The organism is Corynebacterium jeikeium, assembly GCA_003955985.1.
Lineage (GTDB): Bacteria > Actinomycetota > Actinomycetes > Mycobacteriales > Mycobacteriaceae > Corynebacterium > Corynebacterium jeikeium_D.
Genome location: CP033784.1, coordinates 829,657 through 844,586, shown reverse-complemented (window position 1 = coordinate 844,586; position 14,930 = coordinate 829,657). Strand labels below are relative to the sequence as shown.

The 14,930-nt window shown below is 58.2% G+C and carries 14 protein-coding genes; 9 read left to right on the top strand and 5 right to left on the bottom strand.

The window, feature by feature from the left end; translation table 11 throughout:
* Position 1 precedes the first annotated feature (1 nt).
* Positions 2–1,828, top strand: coding sequence for an ABC transporter ATP-binding protein (locus EGX79_03740; GenBank protein ID AYX81368.1), 1,827 nt, complete (start codon positions 2–4; stop codon positions 1,826–1,828).
* Positions 1,829–1,835: 7 nt separating this feature from the next.
* Here EGX79_03740 and EGX79_03735 read toward each other — a convergent pair whose 3' ends face one another.
* The 3 genes from EGX79_03735 to EGX79_03725 all read right to left on the bottom strand — a co-directional run bounded on the left by EGX79_03735 (position 1,836) and on the right by EGX79_03725 (position 4,990).
* Complete coding sequence (locus tag EGX79_03735; GenBank protein ID AYX81367.1) at positions 1,836–2,480, bottom strand: class I SAM-dependent methyltransferase; 645 nt, start codon at positions 2,478–2,480, stop codon at positions 1,836–1,838.
* 104 nt (positions 2,481–2,584) lie between these two features.
* Positions 2,585–3,880, bottom strand: a complete 1,296-nt coding sequence (locus tag EGX79_03730) for an alpha/beta fold hydrolase (GenBank protein AYX81366.1) — start codon at positions 3,878–3,880, stop codon at positions 2,585–2,587.
* Positions 3,881–3,895: 15 nt separating this feature from the next.
* Positions 3,896–4,990, bottom strand: coding sequence for a trimeric intracellular cation channel family protein (locus EGX79_03725; GenBank protein AYX81365.1), 1,095 nt, complete (start codon positions 4,988–4,990; stop codon positions 3,896–3,898).
* Positions 4,991–5,047: 57 nt separating this feature from the next.
* Between EGX79_03725 and EGX79_03720 the strand changes: the two genes are divergently transcribed.
* The 3 genes from EGX79_03720 (at position 5,048) to EGX79_03710 (ending at position 7,478) form a co-directional block, all read left to right on the top strand.
* Positions 5,048–5,644 carry a bifunctional (p)ppGpp synthetase/guanosine-3',5'-bis(diphosphate) 3'-pyrophosphohydrolase gene (locus tag EGX79_03720; protein AYX81364.1) on the top strand — a complete coding sequence of 199 codons (597 nt, stop codon included), beginning with the start codon at positions 5,048–5,050 and terminating at the stop codon, positions 5,642–5,644.
* Between the two features lie 203 nt (positions 5,645–5,847).
* Positions 5,848–6,849: an NADP-dependent oxidoreductase gene (locus tag EGX79_03715; GenBank protein AYX82711.1), complete on the top strand. Its 1,002-nt coding sequence runs from the start codon at positions 5,848–5,850 to the stop codon at positions 6,847–6,849.
* Positions 6,850–6,944: 95 nt separating this feature from the next.
* Positions 6,945–7,478, top strand: coding sequence for a histidine kinase (locus tag EGX79_03710; GenBank protein AYX82710.1), 534 nt, complete (start codon positions 6,945–6,947; stop codon positions 7,476–7,478).
* 29 nt (positions 7,479–7,507) lie between these two features.
* Here the strand turns inward: EGX79_03710 and EGX79_03705 are convergent, their stop codons facing one another.
* Positions 7,508–8,776 (bottom strand): MFS transporter, encoded by a 1,269-nt coding sequence (locus EGX79_03705; protein AYX82709.1) that lies wholly within the window; start codon positions 8,774–8,776, stop codon positions 7,508–7,510.
* Positions 8,777–8,974: 198 nt separating this feature from the next.
* On the opposite strand from EGX79_03705, the gene EGX79_03700 reads away from it, so the two are divergent.
* The 4 genes from EGX79_03700 to nagB all read left to right on the top strand — a co-directional run bounded on the left by EGX79_03700 (position 8,975) and on the right by nagB (position 12,979).
* Positions 8,975–10,735, top strand: a complete 1,761-nt coding sequence (locus tag EGX79_03700) for an ATPase (GenBank protein AYX81363.1) — start codon at positions 8,975–8,977, stop codon at positions 10,733–10,735.
* A gap of 107 nt (positions 10,736–10,842) precedes the next feature.
* Entirely contained in the window at positions 10,843–11,631 is a 789-nt protein-coding gene (locus tag EGX79_03695) for a MerR family transcriptional regulator (GenBank protein AYX81362.1), read from the top strand.
* Positions 11,632–11,720: 89 nt separating this feature from the next.
* Positions 11,721–12,032, top strand: coding sequence for a hypothetical protein (locus EGX79_03690; protein ID AYX81361.1), 312 nt, complete (start codon positions 11,721–11,723; stop codon positions 12,030–12,032).
* A 161-nt stretch (positions 12,033–12,193) separates the two neighbouring features.
* Positions 12,194–12,979: a glucosamine-6-phosphate deaminase gene (gene nagB, locus EGX79_03685; protein ID AYX81360.1), complete on the top strand. Its 786-nt coding sequence runs from the start codon at positions 12,194–12,196 to the stop codon at positions 12,977–12,979.
* Positions 12,980–13,042: 63 nt separating this feature from the next.
* Here nagB and EGX79_03680 read toward each other — a convergent pair whose 3' ends face one another.
* Positions 13,043–13,669, bottom strand: coding sequence for a cation transporter (locus EGX79_03680; GenBank protein AYX82708.1), 627 nt, complete (start codon positions 13,667–13,669; stop codon positions 13,043–13,045).
* 32 nt (positions 13,670–13,701) lie between these two features.
* Between EGX79_03680 and EGX79_03675 the strand changes: the two genes are divergently transcribed.
* Positions 13,702–14,787 carry a lipoate--protein ligase family protein gene (locus EGX79_03675; GenBank protein AYX81359.1) on the top strand — a complete coding sequence of 362 codons (1,086 nt, stop codon included), beginning with the start codon at positions 13,702–13,704 and terminating at the stop codon, positions 14,785–14,787.
* The last annotated feature ends 143 nt before the right edge of the window (positions 14,788–14,930 follow it).

Sequence of the window (14,930 nt, the reverse complement as noted above, 5' to 3'; positions counted from 1 at the left end):
CATGAACAACATCATCTGGTTGCTGCGCTTTTCCGCACAGGCTCGCGGAGCGCTCAGTACATCTATCCTCGCACGCGTGGCTGGGCACATTCTGGGTGCATTGATGCTGGCTGTGCCCGCCTGGGCAATTGCCACAATTGCGCTGTCGAAGTGGGACGCAACCGACTCGTCGCAAAGCTTGAGCATGCAGTGGACGTGGGCGGTCATTGGCGTGGTTGCAGGGCTGGCGCTGTTGAAAGCGATTCTGCGGTATGTCGAGCAGTACCTCGGGCATCTGGCTGCATTTCGGCTGCTCGGCGAGCTGCGGCTGTGGATCGTCGAGCGTCTTATCCCGCAGGCGCCCGCGGTAACCGATGGGCTGGGTACTGCCAGAATCCACACGATTGCGATTCGTGATGTTGACCGTGTGGAAGTCTTCTTCGCGCACACAATTGCGCCCGCGGTGACGGCCGTACTAATTCCGCTTATGGCGGTCATGACAGCGGCATTGACTGCTGGAGCCCTGCCTGCGATTGCTCTGACGCTGACCTTCGCGGTTGGCTTTGTGATTGCACTCGCGGGCTCTAAGAAGGCGACTGCGGAGGCTTCCGCAACGAACTCCACACGCACGGACATTGCACAGTACATTGCCGATACGCTGCGCCTTCGGGAGGAAATCCTCATCTACGGCGCAGCCGAGCAGCGGCTGCGGGGATTGCGTGAGCTCGATGAACAGCTTGCTCAGAAAATGCGTGCAGGTGGCAAGCGGGCTGGACTGCGCTCTGGCGCGACCGGACTTCGGATTTGGGGTGGCAGCATTGCCGTCTTTTGTGCTGGTATCCCGGCGCTTTCAGCCGACTACCGTATGCTCCCTGCTGTTTTGGTGACGACGTCCCTGGTGGCGGGAACTGCTTCATCAATGGATTCGATCGAGCGCCTGGCATCTTCTCTGCCAGCGGGACTCAATGCAGTCACTCGGATCAGGGAGCTGGCCGCGCAGCCGCCGACTGTGGAAGAGCCGAAGCAGCCGGAGTCGCTGGACCTGCACCACGCGCAGACCGCGAGGGCCAACTCCGGCGACTCAGTCCCTGCCCTCGAACTGAGCGATGTCAGCTACCGCTACCCTGGCGCCGATAACCCTGCACTGACCAAGATCAATCTGCGCATTGCCTCAGGCCAGTTCATCGGTGTGGTCGGCCCAACTGGTTCGGGCAAGTCCACACTCTCCCGGCTAATCCAGCGGCATGTCGATCCGGATGTCGGCGAGGTCATCATCAATGGCCACAATGCCCGTGACCTCGGCTCAACCAATGTCTGCCGAACGGTTGTTGTCGCAGATCAGAATCCCTTTCTCATGGAGGCCACCATCGCTGAGAATCTATGTCTCGGCGCGCCTGATGGCTGCGAGGTTCCCGAATCACTGATGCACTGGGCGCTCGAACTCGCCGCCATCAACCCTGCTGAGATGCCGCTGGACAGGCCCATTGGCCGCCGCGCGCAGCGGCTCAGCGGTGGTCAGCGTCAACGTCTGGCGCTGGCCCGCACCTACTTACGCGCGGTACTAGCCGACGGCACTAAGCCCAATGACCTCGCTGCACACCTCGCCGGAAAGATTGTTATTTTCGACGAAGCCACCAGCCACCAGGATCCGCTGACACAGGCTCGTATCGTCGACAATGCCCGCGCATGTGGCGCGACTTGCATCTTCATTGCACACCGGCTTCAGACTTTGACCGAGGCCGATGACATCCTGGTCATTGAAAACGGCCAGCTCATCGAACGTGGCACTTATGACAACCTCTTGAGCGCCGACGGTGCCTTTGCTCGACTTGCGCGCGCAGAGGTCTAGGCTCGGTCTAGCTCTCTGCGCAGGTCTTCCGCAGCACCACCACGGTGTCGACAACGTTCTTGCCATCGATTTGCTTGACGACGTCACGCTGCGCCACCACCGCTTCGAGACTCTGCGGCTCGTGCGCAAAGAAATCAGTGACCTCATCCGCGCTGTAGAGCAGCTCGGGGTCTCCCGGGCCGTGGACTTCGTTGTCCGGATGGTGTGAGACTGAGACAAAGTAGCCACCCGGAGTGAGAGCCTCAGCGACGGCTCGCCAGAGGTTCTCCCTGTCCCTGCGCGGCAGGTGAATAAATGCGGCGACTACCAGCTCAAAGCTTCCTGCTTCCGGCTGCCAGTCTGTTAAGTCTTGCTGGACCAGGTTCGCAGAGAGCCCTTCAGCTGCCAACGCGGCTCCAGTATGTTCGAGCCCGACGCTGGAGAAATCCATGCCGGTGACATCCCAGCCCTGGCTGGCTAACCACACCGTGTGACGGCCACGGCCACAGCCTAGGTCGAGCGCACGTGAGGGGTCGGAGAAACCTTTCCAGATTACCTCAACATGCTGCGCGATTGTCGGATTCGGTTCGCCGCCAAAGAAAGAGCGCGAACCGTCACTTGCGGCCTCGCGATCTGCGGTGAATTTCCCATCCCAGAACTCTGCTGTCGACATGCTCACCAGGATAGACGGCACCGAGAGGCAATGCTGGACTACATGAGGTTCTGCGGAGGTTTGAAGTTCTACGGGGAGAGAATCTCCACCGGCAAACTGGCATCCTAGTGATCCTCGACGAGCTCGCGGAGCCGGGCAAAGATTGCCGCACCATCGTGGCGAATGCCGTCATGCTGGAATGCATTGGTCACATGTGGCCGCAGGTCCCGGTAGCAGTTGGCTGTCTCCATGGAGTACTCGAACGGCACGAAAATATCGTCGAGGTAAACCGCGGCTGCCGAGGTCGGGGCGTCGGCAAGCAAGCGTGCGGAATCATACGGCGAGCTTTCCCAGGTGTGCTGCGCAAATGCTTCCGCCTTTTCCTTGAAAGGAACGAGCGCGGGGTCCTCGTCGAATTGCCAGGGGAAAACGTGCTCACCGGTGAGATAAAACGGCTCGTCTCCTGCAGGATTGGCTTTTTCTTCAAAACCTGGGATTTCCTCGCGAATACGGTGAGCTGCCCAATTAGTTGTGGGCTGGTTCCCGACGCCACCATAAATGGATTCATGAATCGCGGCGTATAGCGGACCGTCGGCGAAACTCACGCGGGTCCCTACATCGGCCAGAAAATCGGTGCGCAATTGCTTTTCGCCATTGCGAATGTGGAATGGCTCTTCCAACAAATACGCCAGATTGTGGAATCCATCTCCGCGGCCTAATTCAATTCCGATGGTGCGGAATCGGCGAGAACTCAGTCGCTCACCGGTGGGGAGAGTTTCTGCAGATTGCTCGAGGTGCGCGCAGATTTCTCGAATTCGGTTTTCGACCCACGGATACTCGCGATAAAAACGCTCGTGACGGGTGCGCAGCTTCGCATACGTCGTGCGATAAAGGTCGTCAGCACCACGGTCCAGAACAGGTAAACCGCCTGTGAGATAAGCGTGCTCCACGGATTCCGGATAGCAGCTGAGATACGAAGTAATACAAAACCCGCCAAAAGACTGGCCATACAGCGACCATTTGGCAATGCCCAAATGCTTTCGCAATGCCTCCGCGTCTTCGACGATGTATTCCTGACGCAATTGGGCAAGCCGCTCGGCCGGAACATCTGCAATATTGGCCGCATCAATTCGATGCGAGCGCCCAGTGCCGCGCTGATCCAGCAGGATGACGCGGAATTCCTTCAGCGCCTCACCGATTACTCCGCTGGCACCTACCGGACGCGGTGCCGGAAATCCCGGGCCGCCCTGCAAATAGACAATTGCCGGCGCATCCTCATTTCCTGGCGCATAGATTTCCCTGGCGAAAAGCTCAAATGTCGCGGCATTCGCAGCTTCGGTAAAAGGATCCCAGGGCACCTCAACGGTGTGTTCCTTAATAATGTACCCAAAATGCCTGCTTGCAGTACTCGTCGATGCCATGTCTCTGCCGCTCCTCTAATCCCGCTGCTCGTATTTCTTCATCAGCTTTGCGACGAGTAAATCGGTCGCCTCATCGTCCGCAAGAATTTGATCCAACATCTCCCGGTATTCCCGCTGCCGCAGTGCCGTATCTTCTCCGTAGTCATCATAGGAATCACCGGATAGGTCCACACCGAAATCGGATTCGTCGCTGTCATCCTGCACTGTCTCCTGCTGCGCCGTCGGCATGTGCAGATCCGCTGGGAAGTCCGCATTGAACTCCTCCAGGAATTCCTCCGCGTTGGCCTCGGCGTCGGAACGCGACACTCCCCTATCAACCTCAGCCTGAATGCGACGCTGCAGCGCTTTTTCCATCTGTCGGTGACGCCAGCTGCGGAGGCGTGCGGGCTCGAAACGTCGACCAACCTCGCGGCTCTTGCCCTCTGCTCGACGTGCGAGGACCGCAATCTGCGCCGCGGTGTCGTTCAGTGGCGCCCACTCCGAGTGTGCCGACACTCGCCAATTACCCCAGTACCCCAGCAGCGACAGCAGAATGCTGACGACGGGACCAATGACCATGGACACGGCCATAAATCCCAAATGGTGGCCTCCGATGACAATGACCGCGCAAGCCACGGCCGGGATGACCGTGGGCTGGTTGCCGCCGAAAACAGCGGGTACTCGCCCGGTCACAATGTCGCGGATCATGGAACCACCAGTGGCGGTGAAAACGCCCATCATGATGCACGGCAGAATGGGCAGACCATACGTGACGCCTTTGACCGTTCCCGTAGCTGCCCAGAGTCCCGAGACCACAGCGTCACCGTGGACCTGAACGTATTCCCAGGTCTTTCCTTTGAAATAGAAAAATCGCGCAATGAGCGCACCAGTAAACGCCAGGATTAGGTACTCCGGCTGGCTCATTGCGGCGACGGTGCCCTGGTTAATCAGAACATCGCGAATCATGCCGCCGCCCAGTGCGGAGAACAGCGCAATAAAGAAGAACCCGATGATGTCGTAGCCTCGTTGCCGGGCGATGGTGCCACCAATGATGCCCATGAGCAGGACACCACTGACATCGGACCACCGGTACATCGACTCGATGAGCGGATCTACTTCTGCGACGTTCATGATGTTCAAGCTTAGACGCTGCTATTTTTCAAGCATCAACGAAAGGTCGGGATACCCATGGAAAACGCTGACACCTTTGCTTCGGCACGCCCTAGCGACAGGCTCATGCGCGGCATCGCTATCGCCTCTCGCGCGCACGATGGGCACTACCGAAAGGGCTCGGGCGTTCCCTATATCAGCCATCCGATGTCGGTGATGTTGATTGCGGCGAGCGTGACTAACGACGAAGACGTGCTGTTGGCAGCCCTCTTCCACGACATTTTGGAAGACGTGCCGGAAAACTACTCACGTGCCGAGATGGAAGATGAGTTCGGGCCTCGCGTGGTTGAGATCGTCGAGGGCGTCACCAAAGACTCTTCCCTGCCCTCGTGGCAGGAGCGTGCCGATGCCTACCTGGAGCAGCTTTCTCATGGCAGCGAGGAATCTGTCATCGTGGCCGCTGCGGATAAGTTCCACAATCTCAGCCAGACTCTGGAGGATTTAGACCGCGATGGCCACGCTCTGTGGGAACGCTTTCGTTCAACTCCGAGCCAGCAACTGTGGTGGTACACAAGCGTCCGCAACGTGATCGCCGAACGACTGCCCGGCATGCCTCTGCTGGACGATTTGGACGTTCTAATTGAGCGCCTCGATTCCTGGGTACAAGCGGCATAACCTGCGTTTTTCCAATCGCTTTAAGTTATAAAAACATGTCTAGGCATAGCCTGAACCACTCCGGCAACGGTACAGTGGCAGCCTACGTGGCTCGGATATCTATCACGATATAGAGGCCACGCAACAACAATCTGACAATAGATCCAGAAATACGCAACAGGAGAAAAACAGTGACTTCCACTGATGCATCGTCCACAACCGAACTGCCCACCACCACTCAGCAGTGGGTTCTAGCTTCCCGACCGACCGGCCTGCCGACTGACGAGAATTTCCGCCTCGAGACCGTCGATTTGCCAGAGCTTAACGACGGCGACATTTTGGTAGCCAACTCGGTCGCTACCGTCGATCCCTACATGCGTGGCCGTATGAACGACACCAAGTCGTACGTTCCTCCTTTTCAGCTTGACCAGCCAATGACTGGCGGCGCTGTGGGCACTGTCCTTGCGTCCAAGTCGGATAAGTTCCAGGTTGGCGACGCTGTCCGCCACTCTTATGGCTGGCAGACCAATGCTGTTATTGCCGATTCCGAGGCAACACCGGTTGACCTGAACGTTGCACCGGCTGCTGCCTACCTGGGCATCCTTGGTCTTACTGGCCTTACTGCTTACGTTGGCCTGACTGCTGTCGGAGAGATGAAGGAAGGCGACGTCGTCTTTATCTCTGGCGCTGCTGGTGCGGTCGGCTCGGCTGCTGGTCAGTTTGCCAAGCAGATGGGCGCATCCCGTGTCATTGGTTCCGCCGGCTCGGACGAAAAGGTTGAGCGCCTACTCGAACTCGGCTTTGATGCCGCCTTCAACTACAACGACGGCCCGGTTGCAGAACAGCTGGCACAGGCAGCGCCGGAGGGCATCGACTTCTACTTCGACAACGTCGGTGGCGACCATCTCGAGGCAGCCATCGGCGCGATGCGCACCTTTGGCCGCGTTGCTATGTGTGGCGCAATCTCCCAGTACAACAACACTGGAGCGCCGACCGGACCACGTAACTTGGCTCTGGCGATTGGCAAGTGCATTACGCTGCGCGGCTTCGTCTTGGGCAAGTACCTGCACCTGGCAGGTGAATTCCAGGAGCGAATGGCTCCGCTGGTCGTCAGCGGTAAGGTCGCCTACGATGTCACCACTCGCCACGGTATCGAGAACATGCCAGCTGCATTCCTCGAACTGTTTAGCGGAGGCAATACCGGCAAGATGGTCGTAGAGTTCTAAATAACTGTCATCGAGTTTGGAGCTAATTCGTGAACACACAGAAACCTCGACTGCTTACGACCGACACACTGCTGATTCAAGAAACACGCAACGTTATGCGCAGTGAATACTCCATTTTCGATGACAACGGCACCCAGATTGCCCAAATTGCCCAAGCGGGATCACTGGGTCGCCGCATGTTGGGCATCGGTGTCAAGTACGACATCTTCGATGTGGACGAGGATGGCAAAGAGGGCGACAAGCTCCTCACCATCACCGACCCCGCGAACGTTTTCGGCGACACATACAAGGTTCTCACACCCAACGGCGCTAAGATCGCCACAGCCAAGACCAAACGATTCAGCCTAAAATCACGGCTAACTTTGTCCGTCAAAGGGCTTTCCGACGTCGATGTTGACGGCGGCTTCCGCGGTAAAAATTACGCACTGACCAGCAAGGGACGCCCGATTGCGAAGATTGACCGGAAGTACCGTGGTCTCAAAGGCGCTATTACCGGCAAGGACACGTACGCTCTGCATTTGGAGCCGAACTTGAACGAGGAAACGCGGGCTGCGGTGATCGGTACTGCGCTGGTTATTGACATTGTCAGGCGCAAGAACGATGAGGCTGTAGCGGTTAGTGTGAGCTAGTGCTTCCGCCTTGTTAAAGAACTGCCCTGCTAAGGCGTCACCTTGTGCGGCGCCGAGACTTCCTTCAGCCTGCTGGACATAGCGACACCAACCAGTCCCATTAGTGCCAGGAAGATTAAAGCTGCCGCAGGGCCGAAGCTGGCGATAACACCCGAAAGCGCACCGACGATGAGCAGGACAACGCCCATGATGGTGTTGGCTGCTCCGACATACTCGGTGCGCTTGTCGCCTTCTGCCATGTCCACAACATAGGTCGAACGAGCCACGCGAACACCGGCGTGGACGACGGACATCGCGAAGAAGCCGAGCGGGAAAATCCAAGCGTTCGCACCGGCGGAAAGCCAGTGAGCACTTGCGACCAACAAAAAGAGAACAATAGAACCGACCAGCGAAGAGTAGGTCAACACCTTCTTCGAGGATTTATCCGACCAGATTCCGGCGACTTTTCCACCAACCAAAGAGGCGAAGCCTGCGGCGAGCATGAAGATACCGACATTGGCGCTTACTCCCCCGCCGCTACCGTCAGAGGCTTCCAGATCAGCTCCCACCTGTGCACTTAGGGTTACGATGAACGACGTGGATAATGCTGTGACCAGCAACAAACTACGGACGATCACAAAGTCGCGGAAGTTCTTATCCTCTTTAAAGAGCCGCCAGGTGTCCTGCCACCAGGTTTTATTCGGTTCTTCCTTGTCCCCCTCGTTGGTGGGCTCAACAATCCCACGGAAAATCAAAACTGCTGCTACCCACGACAGTGCCGCAACAAAGATGAGCCCCGCCACGATTGGTTTGGTGACGTTGTCGCGGATAATCCACAACACTGCACCAACAATAATTGCGGCGACACCGCCCAACATCGCAGCTCGGCCACTAATCTGCCCGCGCTGCCCCTTCGGAATCGTGCGGCCCTGGACATCCTTTGAGGCCATCGAGCACAGGGCTCGGGCCGTCGCAAAGCCTGCAAGCGCGACGATGACAGCGACGCCGAGCGCGGTGCCTTCTAGGAACAACGCAGCCAGACCAATCAGCGCTGCTGCGATGGCTTGCCCCAAAGCACCAGCGATCCAGACGGTTGTGCGGCGCGGGCGAGATTTCACCCAAGGTGTGAGGGCGGCCTGCGGAAGCATCGAACCGGACTCGCGCACCGGCACAAGCATGGCGATGAAGAAGCCCGGCGCGCCAGCCGAATGCAGCAGCCATGGCAGCAGCGTCTTGGCCGCAACAATCTGGTCGCCGATATTCTGTAGTCCGTTCGCCCAGACGTAGCGCTTGGCATTCGCGCGGGCGTGTTTTTGCACCGACTCTGGGTTGTTCCCTGCGTCCGTGGGTTTGTCAGCTTCCGAGCTATCAGTCATGCCTCTCACGCTACCTTCCTGCAGCAACGGCGCTACCGCACACGGTCATTTGCCCCAGGCCGTTCCAGGAGCGAATCGCGCTGTCTCATCTGCCGCTACACTCGCGGGAAGAGCACCCAACTTCTCAACGAAAGTAGAAATATGCCCGCTGACCTTTATCGACGTCTCTCCAACCTCGATGGCAAGAGCTACGGCGCATACAAATCTCTTCGTGGCTCCCACGACCTGCCGGATCTGGACGCGACGCTGTTTGTCGACAAGGTCCAATCCGACCCTTACGCTCCAGCATCACGGGCACGCGTCCACATTCCGCTGTCAGTGCTGGACTATCGCGGAGCCTCCCGCTCACAACCCGGCAGGTTCAGCACGGCAGAGCTCGATTTGTTGAACCGCAGCCTCGTGCGAGCTTTTAAGAAGTATGGCCGCGGGCTGTTTATCGATTCTCCGGGGCAGCAGGTCTTGCGCCGAACAGCTGTCGCTGAGCTCCGTGGGGATGCGCACGACGTCGATAAGCATGATGATGCCCTCCAGATCTGCCTGGAAATCCAGCTGCCCGCCCGCGGCCGGCGCATTCTCGGGCGTGAGGCGGCGCGCTTGATCTGTGAGGATTTGTTGGACGCGCTTGACGACGCCATTGTAAACGCACCCATCGATGCGCTCGAGGCAGCCGCGGAATTGGAGTATGACCAGCTCTTTTTGCGCCGTGCGGTAGCGGACGCGGACCTGATTGGGTTTGTGACAGACGGGTCGGTGTTGCCCCGTCAGGCGGGCAATAGCCAGCTGCCGAAGCCCGGCGCGACTGCGTTTACCTCGCCGGAATCGTTGCAGCACAGTTTTCAGTTGCCGTCGGGTAAAATGGTGCACGGCATGGGCATTCCGCGGGGCGTGACGTTGATTGTCGGCGGTGGCTACCACGGCAAGTCCACGCTACTGTCCTCCCTGGTCACTGGCGTGTATGACCATGTCGCTGGCGACGGCCGCGAGTTTGTGGTCGCTGACGAGACTGCGGTTGCGCTGCGTGCCGAGGACGGCCGGGCCATCACTGGTGTGGATATCTCGCCGTTTATCAACGGTCTTCCCTCCGGTGATGACACGACCCGGTTTTCCACGGCGAACGCGTCGGGGTCGACCTCCCAAGCTGCGGGTCTGATGGAGGCGCTGGGTTCCGGTGCGCGCGTGTTGCTCATCGATGAGGACACCTCCGCAACTAACTTCATGATTCGTGATGAGCGCATGCGCCGACTCATCCCCGATGACCGGGAGCCGATTACTCCACTGGTCGCACGGGTCCGCGAGCTCTGGGAGGACCACGGGATCTCCACGGTCATCGTCGCTGGTGGTTCTGGTGCGTTCATCGATGTCGCGGACACCGTGATTGCTATGGATGCGTACACGCCTTACGACGTCACCGAGCGCGCCCGTGAGCTCCGAGAATCTGCCACTCCGGCTGCACCTTCGCCAGCTTTTGCGCAGATCGGTGAGCGTTTTCTGCAGGCTGACTTCCCCGCCGGCGAGAGCCGCGGACGTGGCGGTCACGGTGGCCGTGGTGGACACGGTGGTCGCGGTGGTCGCGGTGGTCGTGGCCGAGGCTCGAAACCACCTAAGCCACCGCGTGCGCGTGGTCTCGAGCTGATTCAGGTGGGCAAGGACAATCTTGACTTGCGTGCTGTCGGCCAATTGATGGATTCCTCCCAAACAGAAGCCATTGCCCGAATTCTGGGGGCCGTCGTCAAGCAGCTCGATGGGCGTACTGACCTCACCGAGCTGATCCAGCGCGAATACGACAACTTTTGTCATTCGCTCTTCGATGCGACAGCTGCGTCCACCAACTCTGGTCATCTCGCGGAACCGCGTTTCCAGGAGGTTGCGGCGGCAATCAACAGGCTTCGGCTCTTGCGGTAGCGGCTCGAAGGTTCGTGGACCAGCCCCGCCCCTGCGGCTGCCGCGGCTAACTTCCTCAATTGATTTCGGCGTCAGGGCTTGACCTTGACGCGACGTCAAACAGAAAGATGATTCCCGTGAGCAACAACGACAACGAGTACACCATCGGTGAAACGGCCGAACTCCTGGGCGTTACCACGCGCACGCTGCGACATTGGGACGCCATCGGACTACTCAGCCCGCAGTATCGCACGTGGTCCGACTACCGCCTCTACACCGACGAGGACATCGACACCGCGCTGGAGATTCTGATCTACCGCGCCGCTGGTGTGCCGTTGAAGACTATCGAGGAGTTCATCCACGGCGATTCCTCCCCGAGAAGTCGAAAAGATCGTTTGCTCGCACAGCGAACTGTTCTCACCGAAAAGATCGCTGACCTGCACCACATGGTGCAGTCTTTGGACAAACTGATTGAGGAAGGACACACGATGGAAGCAAAGACGAAGGCAGAGCTTTTGGGCCGTGACTGGCAGAAACTCGAAGCCGAAGCTGAGGAGCGCTGGGGCGACACTACTGAGTGGGAGCAGTCTCAGCAGGCTCAGGAAAAGATGAAGGACAGCGACTGGGCCGAGCTTGAAGCAGAGGCTAAGGATTTTGCCGATGCGCTTGCCGACGCCGCCGAGCGCCACGTCGAGCCAGGCTCCACCGAGGCGGCCGAGCTAGTTGACCGTCACTTAGCCACTATTACCCGCTTCTACGAGGCTGGCCGAGAAAAGCAGATTCTGCTGGCTCGCATGTACGTCGCTGATTCCCGGTTTGATCGGTACTACCGCGGCAATGCTGGCTACCTGCTGGAGCTGATTGAAGCTCAGGCTCGTAAGGAAGGCATTGACCCGGCTACTGCCGAGTGGCGGTAAGTGGCAGGTGGCGGGTGACGCTAGGCGGCGGGCGGCAGCCGTTCATCCAGGCCTTTCCACCCGGGCCTGAATCCGCTTAGAATTGACTCATGAAATTCTCTCGCTCTTTCGCCGCTGTCGCCATCGGTGCCGCTACTGTGCTGGGCGCTGTTGCTGCCTCTCCGGCTGTCGCACAGGCTATTGGCTGCCCTTTTGCACCAGTGCACAAGTATGAAGAACACCGTTTCTCCGGTTCTTCGACTTCAGCAGATGCTTTCAAGGTTTGGTTTAACGGTGGCGTCTACATTGAACCAATCGTCGAAACGCTGGATTTGGTTGAGCTTCAGGTTAATGACACCCAGGTCGCTCACGCTGGCGACATCATCTACAAGGATGAAGACGGCAAGTTCTGGGTGAAGTAGCCTACGCAGGAAAAACAGGGCTCAATTACAGGTCTAACCCCATGGCAGATTAACCTCATCTGAATAGGGCTATAGCGCTTAGCGTTGTGGAGTCACTGGTACTCTGTCTCGCACCTTTTGCAATTTCTGCCAAGAGCCCTCGTTTTCAGGAGTGTTCCACCATGGAAATCATCATCGTCGATTCTGAGGCCGAAGTCGCAAGCATCGCTTCGGACTACCTCGCGTACTACGCCAACAAAGGTGGAAACCTCGGTGTAGCAACAGGATCGACCCCGCTTGCGACGTATCGAGAACTGATTCGTCGCCATCGGACTGGTGAAGTCACCTTCAAGGACTGCAGTTTCTTCGCACTCGACGAGTATGTGGGCCTGCCCATCGAGCATGAGCAGAGCTACTACCACGTGATTCACAACGAGTTTTCCGATCACGTGGATGTCGACCCGGCGCGTGTCCATATTCCCGATGGCCTCGCGGATAACATCGGCGCGGCCTGCGAGGACTACGAACGCAAGATTATCGAGGCCGGCGGCATTGACATTCAGTTGCTGGGCATCGGCACCAATGGGCATGTCGGGTTTAACGAGCCCTCCAGCTCTTTTAGTTCTCTGACCCGCATTAAGACCCTCCACCCGCAGACCGTGCTGGATAACGCCCGCTTCTTCGACTCCGCGGACGACGTGCCGTACCACGTGGTCACCCAGGGGCTTGGCACTATTTCACGTGCGGGGCACCTCCTGCTGCTGGCCACAGGTTTTGCAAAGGCGCATGCCATTGCCGCCTCCATCGAGGGCCCGCTGAGCGCCTCGATGCCCGCGTCCGTATTGCAGCTGCACCCACGGGCCACGGTTGTGATTGATCAGGCCGCAGCAAGTGAGCTGAAGAACAAGGAATACTACGAGTTCACCTACGCCCATAAGCCGCAGTGGCAGAAGGATATGTGGAAGTAGGCCCCAGCCTCCTCCCCTGCCCGACCTCACTATTCCCCAGCCCACGCACACGACTAGTCGGCACTAGTCGTCGTCATCATCATCCATCTCTAGCTCGGGGTCTTCGGCGCGCGCCTGCTCGTAGACTTCTTTCGCGGCCGTGAGGTTAATAACGCCGATGACAAGCCCCACGACGATATCCGGCCATGCGCTGAACCAGAAAATGGTGACCACTCCGGCGGCGAGGATGAGCAGGTTCGCCAGGACGTCGTTACGCGCCGCCAACCACGCGCCACGCATGAGAGCACTGTCAGCCTTGCGCAGATTCATCAGCAAAATCGCGCAGACTAGGTTGATGACCATCGCAATAATTGCCGTTACCGACAGCGTTAGTGGCTCTGGCGGCTCACCGCTAATCATCTTCCAGATGGCGGTGCCGAACGCTGCAATCGCCGGGATCAGAATCAGCCCGGCAAGGCCGAAGCTTGCTTTACGACGGCTCGCCAGCGACCAACCCAATGCGGTGAGAACCAGCAGGTTGATGAGGAAATCTTCAAGAAAGTCTGCAGCGTCGGCGAACAGCGCTGCGGAGCCAATAATTGAGGCAACAACTAATTCAATAAAGAATCCGAGAAGATTCAGGCCTGCTACCCACGCAACAATTTTGCGGGCGCGTTGATCCAAAGTTGATGAGGTAAACACGGAGGACATCGTAACGCTCGGCGCGAGTACCATCGAAACCTATGACCTCCGCACAGAAGTTCCACTCAGAAATGAAGGTTCCCGGCGGCAAATTGGTTGTCGCCGACTGTGAGACCACCGGTGACACGATTTCGTCGATAAGCATTTCGGGCGATTTTTTCCTCGAACCCGATGAAGCCTACGACATTATTAATGACGCCCTGCTCGGTGCACCTGCCGAGGACAATACAGAGCGCCTGCAGGCTCGCCTCGATGCGGCACTGAAGGATTTTGAGGATCAGTCTGGTCGCGACGTGCGGCTGCACGGTTTTGATACCCACGTCATTGCGCAGGTCGTTCGACGTGCACTGACACAGGCTGTCGACTTCACGGATCTGGAGTGGGAGGTGTTGCAGCCGGGTGTCCTGCCGACGGTGATGAATGTTGCTCTCGACGAGGTCCTCCTTGACCAAGTCAATTCCGGACAGCGCGGACCAACTCTGCGTTTCTGGGATTGGGATGATCGTGCCACCGTCATCGGTTCCTACCAGTCCTATGTCAATGAACTCGAACCCGAGGGCGTAGAGAAGCACGATGTGCAAGTGGTGCGTCGTCTCTCCGGCGGTGGCGCGATGTTCATGGAGGGTGGCAACTGCGTCACCTACTCGCTCTATGTGCCGGAGAAGTTGGTAGCAGGCCTCAGCTACGTTGAATCCTATGAATTCCTGGACCGCTGGGTCATCGCTGCGCTCGCGCAGCTCGGCGTCAATGCGTGGTACGTCCCCATCAATGACATCACCTCCGATGGCGGCAAGATTGGTGGTGCCGCACAGAAGCGCCGTGGTTCGACTGTGCTCCACCACGTCACCATGAGCTATGACATCGACGCTGACAAAATGATGGAAGTCCTGCGCATCGGCAAGGCCAAGATTGCCGACAAGGGCCTGCGCAGCGCGAAAAAGCGCGTCGACCCGCTCCGTCGTCAGACCGGTGCCAGCCGCGCGGAAGTCATTGACACGATGAAGCAGACATTCATCAACCGCTACGGCGCCACCGAGGCATCGCTTTCCGACGAGGACTTCGCTGCGGCGCAGCATCTTATTGACACCAAATACGGCACGGAGAGCTGGACTCACCGAGTCCCCTAAACGTCGCACTGCTTACTTGTATACGACAGCTGGTCGGGAAAAGGAGTTAACTAAAAGAGACAATTAAACAAAGGAGAGTCGACGTGGGCGGCGAGCGTGCAATTGGGTCCTATCCTGCGAATATGCACCAAAACCTGGTGAAG